The sequence below is a fragment of the Bradyrhizobium australiense genome (assembly GCF_013114825.1).
Classification (GTDB): domain Bacteria; phylum Pseudomonadota; class Alphaproteobacteria; order Rhizobiales; family Xanthobacteraceae; genus Bradyrhizobium; species Bradyrhizobium australiense.
Map to the genome: position 1 here is coordinate 1 of NZ_JAAVLX010000003.1, position 16,132 is coordinate 16,132.

The following is a 16,132-nucleotide window of genomic DNA, read 5'->3' on the forward strand; positions in this document are numbered from 1 at the left end:
CTCCGACACCGCCACCTCCGGCGGCGGCACCGGCGCGTCCGACTCCGATACCACCACCTCCAGCGGCGGCGCCTGCGCGCCCAACCCCACCGCCGCCTCCGCCACCGGCGGCAGCTCCCGCTGCGCCGAAGCAGCCGGCGACACCCACGCCGACGCCTCCACCCCCTTCCTCCCAGAAGGGAACGCCGTCTCCCGTGCCGCCGCCCCCGCCGGCCGGCGCAAGGCCTTCGCCGGCGCCGACCGCCACGCCGGCGGCACCGGCTCCAACTACGTCGCCGACGACCGCCCCTCCGCCCGGCGGAAGCACGGCCGCCCCGCCGCGCCCTGGCGCACCGCCCGCAACGCCTCCGGCTGCGGGTGCGCCTACGGCTGCGCCAACCGCGCCGACGGCGCGTCCCGGCACGCCGCCTCCGGGTGCGCCCAGCGGAGCGACGACGACACCCGCGCCGACAACGAGTCCTGCACCCAGTGCCGGAGCCCCCGCCGCGCCGGGCACCACGACCGCTCCCGCAGCACCGACCGCCGTGCCAGGTGCTCCGGCCGCCACGCCGCCGGCCGGCCGGGCCCAGAACGCACCGCCGACCGTTGCGCCGGCCTTCCAGCGTGCACCTCAGGTCACGGCACCATTGCCGGCACCTCCTCCGCCTCAAGAGGGGCTCAGGGTGATCGCCCCGGGCACCCAGGCTACAGGACCGCAGCGCCTCGACGACTTCCGCGGCCAGCGCCGCGAAGTTCAGCAAGGCGGCCGCACGGTCATTACCGAACCCGGCCGGATCATCGTTCGCGATCCCGGCGGACAGGCATATGTCCGTCATAACGAGCTGGAGCGCTTCCGCTATGGCGCACGTGATATCCAGACCCAGACCGTCGGCGGCGAGACCCGCACCGTCGTCATCAGACCCGACGGCACCCAGGTCATCACCGTGATGGGCCGCGACGGCGAGTTGCTGCGCCGGATCCGTCGCGACCAGCGCGGCCGCGAGATTATCATCATCGACAACAGCTACCGCGATCCGCGCGCGGTCGGCGGCTTCTATGTCGCGCTGCCGCCGCCGACGATCCGGATCCCCTACAACCGCTACATCGTCGACGCCGAGGAAGCGGCACCGGAGGTGATCTATGACACCTTGATGGCGCCGCCGGTGGACCGGATCGAACGGCGTTATACGCTGGACGAAATCCGCTACAGCCCGACCGTGCGCCAGCGCATGCCGAGCATCGACGTCAACACCATCAACTTCGAAACCGGATCGTGGGAAATCCCGCCCGATCAGGCGGCGAAGCTGCAGGTGATTGCCGACGGCCTCAACCGGGCGATCCAGCAGAATCCGCGGGCGGTGTTCCTGATCGAGGGTCACACCGACGCGGTCGGGAACGACGTCGACAATCTGTCGCTGTCGGATCGCCGCGCGGAATCCGCGGCCACCTTGCTGACGCAGCAGTTCAACGTGCCGGCGGAAAACCTGACCTCGCAGGGCTACGGCGAGCAGTACCTGAAGGAGCAGACCGACGGGCCGAGCGCGATCAACCGGCGCGTCACCATCCGCAACATCACGCCGCTGCTCAACGGCGGGCAGGCCTCGCTGCCGCCGCCCCCGCCCGGCACCGCGCCGCCGCGCTGAGGCATGCGGTTACAAAATGAAAATGGCCGGGAGCAATCCCGGCTATTTTTATTCGTCATTGCGAGATTCGTAGACCCGTAGCCGGATGGAGCGAAGCGCAATCCGGGGCAGATCGATCCGCATATGCAGAACCCCGGATTTCGCGGAGCCTGTCATCGGGCGCGCATTCGCGCGACCCGTTGGCTCCATCCGGGCTACTGCCGTGAAACTCAGCGCCCGCCTCAGCTCTTGTCGCTCTCGAGCTTGAAGATGTCGGAGCCTTCCGCAGCTGACAGCAAGCCGGTGTCTCCGTAGAGCTTCAGCTTGGCTCTGGTATCCGCGATGTCGAGGTTGCGCATGGTGAGCTGGCCGATACGATCGGCCGGCGAGAACGCGGCATCCTCGACCTTCTCCATGCTCAGCCGCTCCGGCTGATAGGTCAGATTGGGGCTCTCGGTGTTCAGGATCGAATAGTCGTTGCCGCGGCGCAATTCGAGCGTCACCTCGCCGGTGACCGCGCGCGCCACCCAGCGCTGGGCGGTTTCGCGCAGCATGAGAGCCTGCGAATCGAACCATCGCCCCTGATAGAGCAACCGGCCAAGGCGCATGCCGCTGATCCGGTACTGCTCGATGGTGTCTTCGTTGTGGATGCCGGTGACCAGGCGCTCGTAGGCGATGTGCAGCAGCGCCATACCGGGCGCCTCGTAGATGCCGCGGCTCTTGGCCTCGATGATCCGGTTCTCGATCTGGTCGCTCATGCCGAGGCCATGCCGGCCGCCGATGGTGTTGGCTTCGAGAAACAGCGCGACCGGGTCAGTGAATGTCTGGCCGTTCAGCGCGACGGGCTGGCCCTCCTCAAAACGCACGACGACCTGTTCGGTCGTGACGGCGCAGTCGTCGCGCCAGAACGGCACGCCCATGATCGGGTTGACGATCTTGATGCCGCTGTCGAGACGCTCGAGATCCTTGGCCTCGTGGGTAGCACCGAGAATGTTGCTGTCGGTCGAATACGCCTTTTCGGCGCTCATCTTGTAGGCGAATCCGTTGGCGGTCATGAACGCCGACATTTCCGCGCGGCCGCCGAGTTCGTCGATGAACTGCTGGTCGAGCCAAGGCTTGTAAATTCGCAAGCTCGGATTGGTCAGCAGGCCGTAGCGATAAAACCGCTCGATATCATTGCCCTTGAAGGTGGAGCCATCACCCCAGATGTTGACGCCGTCCTCCTTCATGGCCGCCACCAGCATCGTGCCGGTCACGGCGCGGCCGAGCGGCGTCGTGTTGAAATACGCGATGCCGCCGGTAGAGACGTGGAAGGCGCCGGACTGGATGGCGGCAATCCCTTCGTGGACCAATTGGGTACGGCAATCCACGAGCCGGGCCTTTTCGCCGCCGAATTCGAGCGCCTTGCGCGGGATCTCGTCGTAGTCCGCTTCGTCAGGCTGGCCGAGGTTCGCGGTATAGGCAAAGACGCGCGCGCCCTTTTGCTTCATCCAGAGCAATGCCGCGCTGGTATCGAGGCCGCCGGAGAAAGCGATGCCGACTTTTTCCCCCTTGGGCAGGCTTTTCAGGATGGTACTCATCGAGCTTCCAATCGGTCGAAATGGCGGATGTGGTTTGCGGCTTGAGGGCGCGAATATCAAATTTCGCGCTGCTGGGCACGCGTTTAATGGCGTGTCGCGGCTGAGGTCGGGTTATCCCGCCTCGCGGCCGCGCCAGCGCTGCCATAGGCGATAGCCGGGCCGGCCCCAGCGCGCCAGCGCGGCTTCGATTTGCGCATCCGTGAGCCTCGTCGACGGCCAGCGGTAAATCCAGGCATAGGCCAGCCAGATCACAAAAAAACTGACGAGGCCAGCGGCTGCAACATCGGTGAAGAAATGCCCGCCGAACGCCATTCGCAGCACAGAGGTCGTGACACCGAACAGGGTCGCCGCCGCGTAGGCCAAGGGCCGCCAGGCGGGCGGCGTCAGGGCTGCGGGTGCGTAAGTCCAGAACGCTGTGGCGCCCTCGCCAGAGAAGAACGAGCAGTTGCGCCCGCAGGCGCCGCGCGGATCCCACCACGGCTTGAATTCCCAGGGACCGTCGAATTCCGTCACCACCACCGGCCGCGGCCGGCCCCAATAGCTCTTGAAGGTGAGGTTGGTCAGCACGACCGCCGATAGCAGTATCGTGACCAGCAGGAATACCGCCGCGCGTCCCGGAACCAGCATCGGCCGGTCCGGCCGCAGCAGCTTCGCGATGATCGCGATCAGGGCCGGCAGCGCCAGCGCCCACGCGACCCACATCGCTGCATCGCGCGCAAATGCGGCAATCCCGCGTCCCTTCAACGGAAACGAGGCGCTCGCGGCATCGTAAAACAACGCCGCCAGCTTCAGATCGAGTTCGGGAAAAATTCCAAACAGCAGTCCGATGACGAGCGACAAGCCCAACGCGATAATAAGTCCGGTACGGTTCATGGCGCGGGGTTTAGCCGAGGCGATTGGGGATGAAAACCCCCGTCATTGCGAGCGAAGCGAAGCAATCCATTTCCTCATCCGCAGACAGAATTGACTGCTTCCGGCCTCGCTCTTCGAGCTAGGCAGACAAGTCGTCGCTGTCGCTCCTTGCAATGACGGCCGTACTCTGCATCACGACAGCGGCCGCGAGTTCGACGGCAATGGCGGCGGAGGCCGCAACGGAGGCGGCGGTTTGCGCCAGGCGCCGGCGGATCGGCCCGCGATCATCCAGTAGACGACACCTGCCACAATGCCGGCTCCGGTCATGATTTCGAGGTGGCGGTGCACGATGCCGTCGAAGCGCAGCGTTTCGGCGTCGAAGGGAATGAGCCCGAGATAGCAGGCCGCGCCGACGATTGCGCCGCCGACCGCGTAAGCGAGTACGCTGCGGATATGGAACGCTTCGGTGATGAGCACGACCACCAGCGCCGGCAGCAGCGCAAAGCCGGACAGGAAGATGAAGCCGAAGCCGAGCACGACATTCAGTGCGCCCTGATCGATCGGTCCGCCGCCGAGATCGCTGAACTCAGGATACAGCACGGCGCCGACCACGATCATGCCCGCCACGAAGCAGGCGGCGAGGAAAGCGAACAGGACGAGGAAGATGCGGCCGATTAGTGCCATGGCATACGCAGCGTCATTGCGAGGAGCGCAAGCGACGAAGCAATCCAGCTCTCGGCGCGCGGAGAGATGGATTGCTTCGCTTCGCTCGCAATGACGGCGGGACCCATCTCAATCCGTCATCGCCATGGCGCGTAGCGCCTGGCGTTCGCGGGCGGACAGTTTTTCCGTCTCCGACTTCAACTGTCCGCAAGCGGCGAGGATGTCGCGACCGCGCGGCGTGCGCACCGGCGAGGAATAGCCGGCGTTGAAGATATATTCGGAGAACTTTTCGATCTGCTCCCAGTCCGAGCACTCGTAACGCGAACCCGGCCACGGGTTGAACGGGATCAGGTTGATCTTGGCCGGAATGCCCTTGAGCAGTTTGACCAGCAGCTTGGCGTCGTCAAGGGAGTCGTTGACGCCCTTGAGCATCACATATTCGAAGGTGATGCGCCGCGCGTTCGACGAGCCCGGGTAATCGCGGCAGGCCTGCAGCAATTCGGCAATCGGATATTTTCGGTTCAGCGGCACCAGCTCGTTGCGCAACTCGTCGCGCACCGCATGTAGCGAGATCGCCAGCATGACGCCGATTTCCTCGCCGGTGCGGATGATGTTCGGCACCACGCCCGAGGTAGACAGCGTGATGCGCCGGCGGGAAATGCCGATGCCTTCGTTGTCGGCCGTGATCAGCAGCGCATCGCGCACCGCGTCGAAATTATAAAGCGGCTCGCCCATCCCCATCATGACGACGTTGGTGACGAGGCGGCTGCCGGTCGGCGTCTCGCGATCGGCCCAGTCGTTGAGACGGTCGCGCGCCACCATGATCTGGCCGACGATTTCGCCCGCGGTGAGATTGCGCACCAGCCGTTGCGTGCCGGTGTGACAGAACGAGCAGTTCAGCGTACAGCCGACCTGCGAGGAAACGCAGAGCGTGCCGCGATCGGTTTCGGGAATGTAGACGCATTCGACCTCATGCGCCTTCTGGAACGTGTCGCCGCTCGGCAGGCGCAACAGCCATTTGCGGGTGCCGTCATTGGAGATCTGCTCGGCGACCACCTCGGGGCGGTCGACGGTAAAATGCTGCTCGAGCTGCGCGCGCATGTCCCTGGAGACGCTGGTCATCTCCGCAAAGGATTTGGCGCCGCGAAAATACATCCAGTGCCAGAGCTGTTGCGTGCGCATCTTGCGTTGCGCAGGCGCTACGCCGATCTCGCCGAGGCGGTCGGCGATCTCGGCGCGCGACAGCCCGATCAGCGAGGGTTTTGCCGGCGGCACGTAGGTTTCGAGCGGAACCTTCTCCAGCGGCGCCACGGAAGATGAAAGCGTCATTAATTCACACGAGATGTTCGGGCGGCGTAGGGTGGGCAAAGCCACCGGGTCGCGCGAATGCGCGCCCGATGATAAACTCCGCAGTGCCCACCGCAAATATTAATGGTGGGCACGGCGCTTCGCGCCTTTGGCCCACTCTACGAAGCACTTAAATAGGCCTTCCAGAGCCCACAAACAACGTCATTCCGGGTTTAAAAGCCGTCTAGCGCTTGCAATCCTGGGCCAGCCGGTCGAGCGCCTGGGACAGCCCCTTCAGCGAGAACACGTCCGTAGTCTCGGTGCCCTTGGCAGAGATGCCCTTGACGGTGACCTCGGCGGATTTGCGCATGGCATTGACCATCTGCTCTTCCTCCGCGGCGTTCTTGATCCAGAGCCCATCGCCCTGGGTATACATCGCATAGGACGAGCCGCCGACCTCGAGAGAGGATTCCGAGCCCGGCTTCAGCGCGTAGCCGATCATGATCGAAACCTCGTTGAAGACCTTTTCTGCCGGACGCGTCGAGACGAAGGCGTAGGCGGGATCGCGCGGACGATTCGGCGGATTGGTTTTCGACGAGGACGGCTTCGCCAGCGCGAAGCAAACCTTCCTGCCATTCGGCGTCGCCGTGTAGGCGCCCCAGGTGCCGTACTGACCGATCAAGTTAGGCTCGGCGCCGCCTGCGGCCGCGGCTGCAGCCGGTTCCTGCTTCGAAGGTTTGGCGGTCGTTGGCTTTGCCGCCGGTGCGGGCGCGGGCTTGGGCGCTTCCTTGGCCGTTTCCTTGGCGCCCTTCGAAGCAGCGCCCTGTGCCTTTGCGTGGGAGGTCATCCCACACAACGCCGCAATCGCAACCAGAAATGTCAGTATTCGCAACACGGACAACTGGTTCCCTCATCATTGTGACTGGAAGATGGCCCGAGAGCGCATCGCGCCGAGCGGAAATGGATAGCCGGGAAATGCTTTTTTGGGAAGCAGTTACCATGTTACTCACCGCCGTGGTGACCCATCGTCACAAGTCTCTTCAAATTCAGAGCGCAGGTTTCAACTCAGTCCTTGGAACGGCGCTCGCGCTGCTTCTGCCACTGCGCATCGGTCCATTGCAGCAGATCCTCCGCACCGGAACTGCGCAAATGCGCGCCGCCATCCTGCACTACCATCTCGCCATTGATGTAGCCGGCCTGATCCGAAATCAGAAAGCTCGCCAGGTCAGCAAGTTCGCCATGCTCGCCGGCGCGGCCTAGAGGATTACGTTGCGACCAGCTTTCGTCGCGGCCTTCAGGACGAAGCTGACCCGAAGCGCCGGGCGTCGGAAACGCGCCGGGCGCGATCGCGACCGTACGCACACCCTTGGGTCCCCATTCCACCGCGAGGCTTTTGGTCAGCGCGAGCACCGCTGACTTCGCCATCGCCGACGGCACCGTGAAGGCGCGGCCGGTGATCGTCGAAGTCGAGAGTATGCTCAGCACTACACCTTTGCGTTTTCCGTCGATCCAGCGCCTGCCCGCGGCGAGCGTGCAATACATCGTGCCGTGCAGCGTCGGCGCCAGGATCGCATCCGCGGCGCGGAACGACAGGTGCTCGGACTGCGCGATGAAGGTCGCGGCGGCATTGTTGACCAGCACGTCGATCGGCGCCTCACGCCATATCTCTTCCATCATGGCATCGACCGCGGCGCCGTCGCGGATATCGCATTGCGCTACTATGACCTTGCCGCCGAGTTCCGCGCGCATCTGCGCGGCAGTTGCCTCGAGCAATTCGAGCCGTCGGCCGCAGATGACGAGCTCGGCGCCGAGTTCGACGAAGCGGCGTCCCATCGCAGCACCAAGCCCCGAGCCGCCACCGGTGACCAATATCCGCTTTCCCGCCAGCAGACCTTTTTCAAACATCGTTTGAACCCCCTTCACCGGCGCGAGTCATGCGTCCGAATCGGATTGTAGCCCGGCTTCAAATCCGGCATGAAGCAGTCAGCTCCTTGTTGGTCCGAAATCAGGTGTATCCATGAAAGCCATTCTCTGCTCGCAATATTGCCAACCGGACGATCTCGTGCTGGCCGACGTGCCCGATCCCGTAGCCGAACCGGGACAGGCCGTGATCGCGATCAAGGCCGCAGCGTTGAATTTCTTCGATATCCTGATGATCCAAGGCAAGTACCAGATCAAGCCGCCGTTCCCGTTTTCGCCGGCCGCCGAAGTCGCCGGCGTGATCGAAAGCGTCGGCGCTGGTGTGGGCGATCTGAGGGTTGGCGACCGCGTGGTGGCGTCGTGCGGCCATAACGGCGCACGTGAAAAGATCGCGCTGCCGGCAAATTCCATCGTGAAGATTCCCGACAATCTGGATTTTGATCGCGCCGCCGGCATCATCATCATCTACGGCACCGCGCTGCACGCCCTGGAAGATCGCGCCAGCCCGAAACCCGGCGAGACGCTTGCCGTGCTGGGCGCTGCCGGCGGCACCGGCCTTGCGGCCTGCGAGCTCGGCAAGCTGATGGGCCTGAAGGTGATCGCCTGCGCATCGTCGGACGAGAAACTCGAATTTGCCAAGGCGCATGGCGCCGAGCTGACGCTGAACTACAGCAAGGAAGACCTGAAAGAAGGCCTGCGTCGGCTCACCGGAGGCAAGGGCGTCGACATCATCTTCGATCCGGTCGGCGGCACATACGCCGAAGCCGCCTTGCGCTCGATCGCCTGGGAAGGCCGCTTCCTGGTGATCGGCTTTGCGGCGGGCGACATTCCGAAGATGCCGCTCAACCTGGCGCTGCTCAAGGGCTGCGATATCCGCGGCGTGTTCTGGGGCGCCTGGACCAGGGTCAATCCCGAGAAGAACCGCGCCAACCTGGAAAAGCTCGTGAAGTGGACGGCGGAAGGCAAGATCTCCTCGCATGTCGACCGCACCTTTCCGCTGGCGCAAACCGCCGAAGCACTGAAAGTGCTCGCCGGCCGCAAAGCGATGGGCAAGGTGATCCTGCATCCCTGAGGTGCGGGATCAGCTGTCGAATTTGGTCGTTCACTCGGAAGAGGGGGGCGGTCCGTGCGATGCGCGGACCAGCGACGCATGTCTCTTTTCGCGTCAACGGCACGAATTTCATCTCACCGATATAGTTTCTCGGTAACAATGCGTGTTCTGAAACGGCAGGATGCCGCTTCTTCGCCTCAATCATACCAAAATATCTCCCAATTCGCACCGGTTACCGTCGTTTTTTGAACCCATTCCGTGTGCGACTTTACGGGCGGTAAAGGGGCCCCTGTACGTCAACAAGAGCAAGAAGCAGGTGCAGGGGACGCCCGTCGGTTGCGTAAGGTAATGGGGAGCATCACCATGGTGGAGAATACCAGGCCCGTTCAGGCAAGGGATCCGTTCGACAGGTTCGACGAAGCCATCAGCGATCCTCGGTTGTATGAGGCCGATCAATCTCGTTACGAACAGCTTCGGTACGAGCAGCCCCGATACGAACAGCCGCAATACGAACAGTCTCAATATGAGCAGCCCCAATATGCGCAGCCTTTTGCGCCGTCGTTTGAGCGAACCGATGTGCTGCCGGACGAGCTCCCGCCACACGAGCCGGTGCCGCTTTTCCTCTCCAACTACGAGGAGGAGTCGCACCAGCAGCTTTCCGAATATACGTTCGGCAGCGGCAGGTTCGGCAGCGGCGGGTTGAAAAAGGCGCGCGCCGGACGCATCGTGACCGGTGTCGTGGTGGTATCGGCGATCGCGGCCGTTCTCGCACTGTTTTCGATCGACTCGACGCGTGCCGTCATCTTCAACGCCTCGCTCGGCGGCGGTGTCGGCAGCGCCCCGCCAGCCGCCCAGCTCGCCGCGGCGGTACCGGAGCCGGCACCGCAGCCGCGCGTGGCCGCGCCGCCGCTCGCCGCCGAACCATCCGGCGCGGAGATGGCAGCCGCTCGCCGCACGCCGCCCACCGCCCTGGCATCGGCGTCACCGACGCGCGACGAAATTACCGCCGCCTATCAGAGCGCACTGAAGGGCAAGGTCGCCGTGCCTGAGCCGGTGGCGCGCGAGGCTGCCCGTGAGGCATCTCCGGCGACCCCGGTGGCCGCGGTCGCTCCGGCGGTGCGTGAGCCCGTTCCGGTGGCACGCGAGGTGGCTCCGGCGAGACGCATCGATCCGGACGAACTGGCGGCGCTGTTGAACCGGGCGAAGAGCCTGCTTGCGATCGGTGACATCACCTCCGCCCGGCTGCTGCTCGAACGGGCTGCGGACGCGCAGGAGGTGGAGGCCGCGCTGATGCTCGCGGGAACGTATGATCCGCAGGTGCTGGGCAGCCAGGATTTGCGGAGCGTCACGCCCGATCCGGCGCAGGCGAAGCTCTGGTATCAGAAAGCCGCGCAGCTCGGTTCGGCCGATGCGAGGCGGCGACTAGGTCAATTACAGAACTAATCAATCACTCTAGATCAGCGCAGAGGGATACATGCGACAGTTGTTTGGAGTGGCATTGCTTGCCATGACCATAGCTTGCGGCCCGACGGCCCAGGCCGCGGAGACGGAATACGATCCGGCCAAGGTCAGCGAAAGTCTTAAAGCCATTTTCCAGTTCGGTTCGGTCGCAACCAAGCAGGCGCTGAACGCCAATACAGTTACGCTGATCTCGGGAACGATCGGCGGCACCTATGTGCAGTTCGGTGCCGACCTCGCTTCCGTGCTCGACGACGGAAACAAGTTACGCGTACTTCCGATCGTCGGGCGCGGCTCCGTGCAGAGCGTAGCCGACATCCTGTTCCTGCAGGGCGTCGACCTCGGTATCGTCCGTGCCGACACGCTCGACTATCTCGAGAAGAAGGGCTTCGCCAAGGACATCAAGAAGCAATTCACCTACGTGACGAAGCTCTACAATGAAGAGATGTACGTCATCGCGTCGAAATCGGTGACCAACATCAGCCAGCTCAACGGCAAGAAGGTCAGCGTCGACCTTCCCAACGGCGGCACCTTCGTGACCGCCGCGGTCGTGTTCGAACGGCTCGGCCTCAAGCCGAACTTCGTCTACATCGAGCAGCGCATCGCGATGGAGAAAATGCGGGCCGGCGAGATTGACGCAGTGATTGCCGTCGGCGGCAAGCCGTACAAATCGGTCAGCAATTTCAATGACAATCGCTTCCACCTGGTTCCGGTCGACTATGCGCGGCCGTTGCAGGGCGACTATCTGCCCGCGGTACTGACCTCGAAGGACTATCCCAACCTGATCGCCGAAGGAGCGAAGGTCGACACCATTGCCGTCCCTGCAGTGCTCGCAGCCTATAACTGGGCACCCAACACCGACCGCTACCGCAAGCTGGCCCTGTTCGTGGACGCCTTTTTCACAAAGTTTCCGACGTTCCAAAACCCGCCGTTCCATCCGAAATGGAAAGAAGTCTCGCTGGCCGCGCCGTTGCCGGACTGGCAGCGCCTGCCGGTCGCCGAGCAATGGCTGAAGAGCCACAACGTCGAAGCCGTGACGCGCGCCAGGTTCGATGAATTCCTGAAACAGAGCCCGGCCACGGCGGCAAACGTGAAGACGGACGCGGACAAGGAAGCCCTGTTCAAGCAGTTCCAGGCCTGGGAAGCCGAGCGCAATGCCAAGGCGCAGGTCCACTCGCGCTAGCTGGGCGTTGCTATTCCGTCGCTTCAGCAGTGTCGATCCCGCGCTTCAGCGCAGCGCGGGCGGCATCGCGATGCTCCTCGGTGATGTGGCCCGCGACCATGCGGATGGCGGTGGCCAGCACAGCGGCATCATCGGTAAAGCCCAACAACGGCAGCACGTCCGGCATAAAATCGAACGGCAGGATGAAGTAGGCGACAGCGCCGAGCAGCGCCGCCTGCACGTGACGTGGCGTCTCTTTGTCGAACGCACAATAGTAAGCCGCGAGCAAATCCTCGGCGAAGGGAAGCTGCGCCACCACCCGCTTGAGCTTGATCCAGAAGCGCCGGCGCACACTCTCGCGGTCCTGCGCCAGCCGGTCGGCCGGCTCAAAACCCACGGTGTGATCGGACGATGCCATCGCGGCGCTCCCCTCGCATCCGGCGCGGCAGATCGCCGCGGCCAACATGTATGGACGAAGAATTGGGGATGTCCGGCCGCCGCCGCAAGATCGCGGCGAGGTGACCTCAGGTGACTCCCAATTGCCCGGCGATGGCGTTCATGGCCTTGGCCAGATTGATATCGCGCCTGGTGACGCCGCCGGCGTCATGGGTCGCCAGCACCACTTCCACCGTCTTGTAGATGTTCTTCCATTCCGGATGATGGTCGTTCTTTTCCGCCACCAGCGCGGCGCGGGACATGAATCCGAACGCTTCGTTGAAGTCCCTGAAAGTGAACGTGCGGGCAATCGCCTCGCGGCCGGCCGTTTCCGACCAGCCAGGCAGTTCCGCCAGCGCCGATTTTCGCGCTTCCGCCGACAGCCGTTCCGCCATGATCGCCTCCGCGCTTGATCAGCCTGCCACCCTAACACCCAAGGCCGCTTCGGGGATCCCACTCCCAAATAGGCAAGCAAGGCACGTCCAGTGGGGTCCCGCACCCCGGTAACCATGACAGAGATGTAACAAAGGTTCCGCGAGAAAATTTGCTAGAATGCGCGCCGAAGCGTGCCGGCTGCGTAAAATTTCACCCTCAAACGTACAGGGATTGATGACCGACGGCCCCCATTCTGCGGAAACGCCGGCCGCACCCTCGCTCCGCTCTGCGAAAAGACGGCTGACATTCGTGACGCTGGCCGGCGTGCTGGCCGTCATCGGCGCGCTGGCCGCCGGCTATTACTTTGCGATGCGGCCAGTGACGTTGCGCATCGCGGTCGGCCCTGCCAACAGCGATGATCTCAAGGTCGTCCAGAATCTAGCGCAGGCCTTCAATAATCCTCGAAACAGCCAGGTCCGGCTGCGTCCGGTGCAAACTGACGGCGCGCTCGCGAGCGCCAATCTGCTCGGCGAAGGCAAAGCTGATCTCGCCATCATCCGCGGCGATCTCGATGTGCCGAAGAACGCGCAGGCTGTGGCAACGCTGCGCAAGAACGTCGCGGTGTTATGGGTGCCGTCAACCGGCAAGGTCAAGGCTGCCAAGGGCAAGAAGGGCGCGGCCGAAATCACGAAGATTACGCAGCTCACCGGCCGTCGCATCGGCGTGGTCGGCCGCACCCAGGCCAATGTCAATTTACTCAAGGTGATCCTGCGGCAATACGGCGTCGATCCCGACAAGGTCGAGATCGTTCAGTTTCCGGCCAACGAGGCCGCGGAAGCCATTCGCAACCAGAAGGCGGATGCCTATCTCGCGGCCGGCCCGGTCAACAGCAAAATCACTTCGGACGCGATCGCGGCTTCGACGCGCGACGGCGGCACGCCGAAATTCCTGGCGATCGATTCGGCGGAGGCGATTGCGCAGAACCACCCCGCCTACGAGGCTTCCGAAATTCCCGCCGGGACCTTTGGCGGCGCGCCGGACAAGCCCGAGGCAGAGGTCAAGACCATCAGTTTCGCGCATCACATCGTGGCGCGCAGAGGCATTTCGGAATCGACCATCGCCGCCTTTACCCGCCAACTGTTCGCCATCCGGCAAAACCTGAAGAACGAATTTCCGCTCGCCGCAAAGATCGAGACGCCCGACACCGACAAGGACGCCACGATCCCCGTGCATCCCGGCGCCGCCGCCTTTGTCGACGGCGAGGAAAAGACGTTCCTCGACCGCTACAGCGATTATATCTGGTGGGCGTTGATGGCGATGTCGGCGATGGGCTCGGCGGGCGCCTGGTTTGCCGGCTATCTCAAGAAGGAAGAGCGCAACGTCAACACATCGCAGCGCGACCGGCTTCTCGACATGCTCAGCGCCGCCCGCCAGTGTGATGCAATGGACGAGCTCGACCAGATGCAGGCGGAAGCGGACGACATTCTGCGCCACACGCTGCTGTGCTACGAACACGGCACGATCGAAGAAGGCACGTTGACCGCTTTCAACATCGCGATCGAGCAATTCCACAACGCGGTCGCCGACCGCAAGGCGCTGCTGCTGAGCATGCCGCAAAACCTGCAGCGCGCAAGCGCGCAATTCCGCGCGGCCGGCAACGCCTGATCTGCCGATCCGGTAATCGAACCGTCATCAATTCTTTCTAGGTCTGACGGTGCTATCATTGCATCCCCGCCAGATCCGGAAGAGGCCTGCATGAGGTTCAGAAATCCCCACAGCATTTGCCGTCGCGGAATTTCGCGGCGTCGTTTCCTCGCCACCGCGGGCGCCGGAGCTATCGGCGCGCTCGCAATGCCCTATCTCAGCCGCGCCGCCGACCGGCCAATCATTACCTCCGGTGTGCAATCCGGCGATGTCGGCGCTGACGGCGGCGTGGTATGGGCGCGCGCGGATCGGGCCTCCCAAATGCTGGTCGAGGTCGCCACCAACGAATCCTTTGCCGGCGCACGGGCGTTGCCACCGATCGCCGCGCTGCCCGAAAGCGACTTCACTGCGAAAATGCTGCTGGAGAACCTGCCTGGCGGACAGGAGATCTTCTATCGCGTCCGGTTTCGCGACCTCGCGCATACCGGCGTCGAGAGCGAGCCGATGGTCGGGCGGTTTCGCACCGCACCCAGCGACCGCCGCGACGTCAGCTTCGTCTGGAGCGGCGACGTTGCCGGACAGGGCTGGGGCATCAACCCGGATGACGGCGGTATGTTCACCTTCGCCACCATGCGCAAGCATCGCCCGGATTTCCTGCTGCACTCCGGCGATACCATCTATGCCGACGGCCCGATCAAGAGCGAGGTGACGCTTGCCGACGGCAAGGTCTGGAAGAACCTGACGATGCCCGAGAAAGCAAAGGTCGCCGAAACGCTCGACGAATTTCGCGCCGCGCACAAATACAATTTCATGGACGAGCATTTGCGCGCGTTCAATGCCGAGGTGCCGGTTTTCGTGCAGTGGGACGACCACGAAGTCGTCAACAACTGGTCGTCCTCCAAGGAATTGCCTGCCGCCTACAAGGAGCGCAACATCGCCCTGCTCGCCGCCCGCTCAGCGCGCGCCTTCCACGAGATGTATCCGATCCGCGCGAGCATCACGGAGCCGGGACGGGTCTACCGCACGCTCCATTACGGCCCGCTTCTCGACGTGTTCATGTTGGACGAGCGCAGCTATCGCGGACCGAATGGCTCGAACCAGGAGACCGCCTACGGACCCGAAAGCTATTTCCTTGGCCCCGAGCAACTCGCCTGGCTGAAACGAGAGCTGTTGAATTCGCGCGCCATGTGGAAGGTGATCGCATCCGACATGCCGCTCAGCCTCATCGTCTATGACGATGCGCGCAACAAGAAGGGCTCGGAGGCCGTTGCACAAAGCGACGGCCCGCCGCGCGGCCGCGAGCTGGAAATCGCCGACCTCCTGCGTTTCATCAAGGCGTCGGGCGTCGTCAACACCGTGTGGCTGACGGCGGATGTGCACTACGCCGCCGCGCATTATTACAGTCCCGACAAGGCGCAGTTCGGGGAATTCGATCCGTTCTGGGAGTTCGTCGCCGGGCCGCTGCACGCCGGCACCTTCGGCCCGAACGAACTCGACAACACGTTCGGTCCCGAAGTGAAGTTCATCAAGGCGCCGGGGCCCGGCAATCAAAACCTGCCGCCATCGGCCGGAATGCAGTTCTTCGGCCATGTCAAGATCGATGGCGGCAGCGGGCAGATGACGGTGACTTTGCGCGATCGCGCCGATGTTGCGCTGTGGTCGACCACGCTCGATCCTAAGCCGGTGTAGTTGCCGCGCCCGCGGCAACTGCTCAAGGCATCATGCGGCTGTTTTTCAGCAGCGCCTCAAGCGCTTCGGTCGAACAGGGTTTTGGCAGCCGCGGCTTCGCAGCGAATGCCGCCGGCAGCAGAGCGTCCGCGCCATAGCCGGTGACGAAGGCAAACGGAATCTTCAATACCTCCAGCCGCTCGGCGATGGCAAAGCTCTTTTCGCGGATAAGGCTGACGTCGAGCAGCGCAAATTCCGGCGGCCGATGGGCGATCAGTTCGAGCGCCTTGGCCACGTTCGCGGCGATCCGCACCCTCTTCACGCCAAAACCCAGAATGGTATCTTCGAAATCGAGTGCGATGATCGGATCGTCTTCGACGACCAGCACGTCGCAGGGCATGCCATCAAAGGAGGCGCGGTCCATGTTCTCGCCTGT

The 16,132-nt window shown here is 63.6% G+C and carries 15 protein-coding genes; 6 read left to right on the top strand and 9 right to left on the bottom strand.

Going from position 1 to position 16,132, the window contains the following annotated elements; genetic code table 11:
• Positions 1 to 1,622: OmpA family protein (locus HCN58_RS07120; RefSeq protein ID WP_171578672.1), on the top strand; the 1,622-nt coding region annotated here is incomplete at its 5' end.
• A 221-nt stretch (positions 1,623 to 1,843) separates the two neighbouring features.
• On the opposite strand, the gene argG is transcribed toward HCN58_RS07120, so the two are convergent.
• The 6 genes from argG to HCN58_RS07150 all read right to left on the bottom strand — a co-directional run bounded on the left by argG (position 1,844) and on the right by HCN58_RS07150 (position 7,888).
• Positions 1,844 to 3,181, bottom strand: coding sequence for an argininosuccinate synthase (gene argG / locus HCN58_RS07125; protein ID WP_171578673.1), 1,338 nt, complete (start codon positions 3,179 to 3,181; stop codon positions 1,844 to 1,846).
• Between the two features lie 111 nt (positions 3,182 to 3,292).
• Positions 3,293 to 4,054, bottom strand: a complete 762-nt coding sequence (locus HCN58_RS07130; RefSeq protein ID WP_171578674.1) for a phosphatase PAP2 family protein — start codon at positions 4,052 to 4,054, stop codon at positions 3,293 to 3,295.
• A gap of 171 nt (positions 4,055 to 4,225) precedes the next feature.
• Positions 4,226 to 4,717: a hypothetical protein gene (locus HCN58_RS07135; RefSeq protein WP_171578675.1), complete on the bottom strand. Its 492-nt coding sequence runs from the start codon at positions 4,715 to 4,717 to the stop codon at positions 4,226 to 4,228.
• A 108-nt stretch (positions 4,718 to 4,825) separates the two neighbouring features.
• The gene (gene rlmN, locus HCN58_RS07140; RefSeq protein ID WP_171578676.1) at positions 4,826 to 6,025 is read right to left on the bottom strand and encodes a dual-specificity RNA methyltransferase RlmN; all 1,200 of its coding nucleotides are present in this window, start codon (positions 6,023 to 6,025) and stop codon (positions 4,826 to 4,828) included.
• Between the two features lie 202 nt (positions 6,026 to 6,227).
• Positions 6,228 to 6,830 carry an invasion associated locus B family protein gene (locus tag HCN58_RS07145; RefSeq protein WP_171578677.1) on the bottom strand — a complete coding sequence of 201 codons (603 nt, stop codon included), beginning with the start codon at positions 6,828 to 6,830 and terminating at the stop codon, positions 6,228 to 6,230.
• A gap of 218 nt (positions 6,831 to 7,048) precedes the next feature.
• Positions 7,049 to 7,888 carry an SDR family oxidoreductase gene (locus HCN58_RS07150; protein ID WP_171578678.1) on the bottom strand — a complete coding sequence of 280 codons (840 nt, stop codon included), beginning with the start codon at positions 7,886 to 7,888 and terminating at the stop codon, positions 7,049 to 7,051.
• Between the two features lie 112 nt (positions 7,889 to 8,000).
• Here HCN58_RS07150 and HCN58_RS07155 point away from each other — a divergent pair, with 112 nt between their 5' ends.
• From HCN58_RS07155 to HCN58_RS07165, 3 genes are all read left to right on the top strand, one after another.
• Entirely contained in the window at positions 8,001 to 8,975 is a 975-nt protein-coding gene (locus HCN58_RS07155; protein ID WP_171578679.1) for an NADPH:quinone oxidoreductase family protein, read from the top strand.
• A gap of 237 nt (positions 8,976 to 9,212) precedes the next feature.
• A complete protein-coding gene (locus HCN58_RS07160; protein ID WP_171578680.1) occupies positions 9,213 to 10,397 on the top strand; it encodes a sel1 repeat family protein in 1,185 nt (394 codons plus the stop codon).
• 64 nt (positions 10,398 to 10,461) lie between these two features.
• Entirely contained in the window at positions 10,462 to 11,595 is a 1,134-nt protein-coding gene (locus HCN58_RS07165; protein ID WP_376701156.1) for a TAXI family TRAP transporter solute-binding subunit, read from the top strand.
• Between the two features lie 10 nt (positions 11,596 to 11,605).
• Here the strand turns inward: HCN58_RS07165 and HCN58_RS07170 are convergent, their stop codons facing one another.
• Both HCN58_RS07170 and HCN58_RS07175 read right to left on the bottom strand, forming a co-directional pair.
• Positions 11,606 to 11,992 (bottom strand): YkvA family protein, encoded by a 387-nt coding sequence (locus HCN58_RS07170; protein ID WP_171578682.1) that lies wholly within the window; start codon positions 11,990 to 11,992, stop codon positions 11,606 to 11,608.
• Between the two features lie 106 nt (positions 11,993 to 12,098).
• Positions 12,099 to 12,404, bottom strand: coding sequence for a 4a-hydroxytetrahydrobiopterin dehydratase (locus HCN58_RS07175; protein ID WP_171578683.1), 306 nt, complete (start codon positions 12,402 to 12,404; stop codon positions 12,099 to 12,101).
• 214 nt (positions 12,405 to 12,618) lie between these two features.
• On the opposite strand from HCN58_RS07175, the gene HCN58_RS07180 reads away from it, so the two are divergent.
• Positions 12,619 to 14,049: a TAXI family TRAP transporter solute-binding subunit gene (locus HCN58_RS07180; RefSeq protein ID WP_171578684.1), complete on the top strand. Its 1,431-nt coding sequence runs from the start codon at positions 12,619 to 12,621 to the stop codon at positions 14,047 to 14,049.
• 90 nt (positions 14,050 to 14,139) lie between these two features.
• Complete coding sequence (locus HCN58_RS07185; protein WP_171578685.1) at positions 14,140 to 15,717, top strand: alkaline phosphatase D family protein; 1,578 nt, start codon at positions 14,140 to 14,142, stop codon at positions 15,715 to 15,717.
• A gap of 22 nt (positions 15,718 to 15,739) precedes the next feature.
• Here the strand turns inward: HCN58_RS07185 and HCN58_RS07190 are convergent, their stop codons facing one another.
• Positions 15,740 to 16,120 (bottom strand): response regulator, encoded by a 381-nt coding sequence (locus HCN58_RS07190; protein ID WP_171579505.1) that lies wholly within the window; start codon positions 16,118 to 16,120, stop codon positions 15,740 to 15,742.
• Between the last annotated feature and the right edge of the window lie 12 nt (positions 16,121 to 16,132).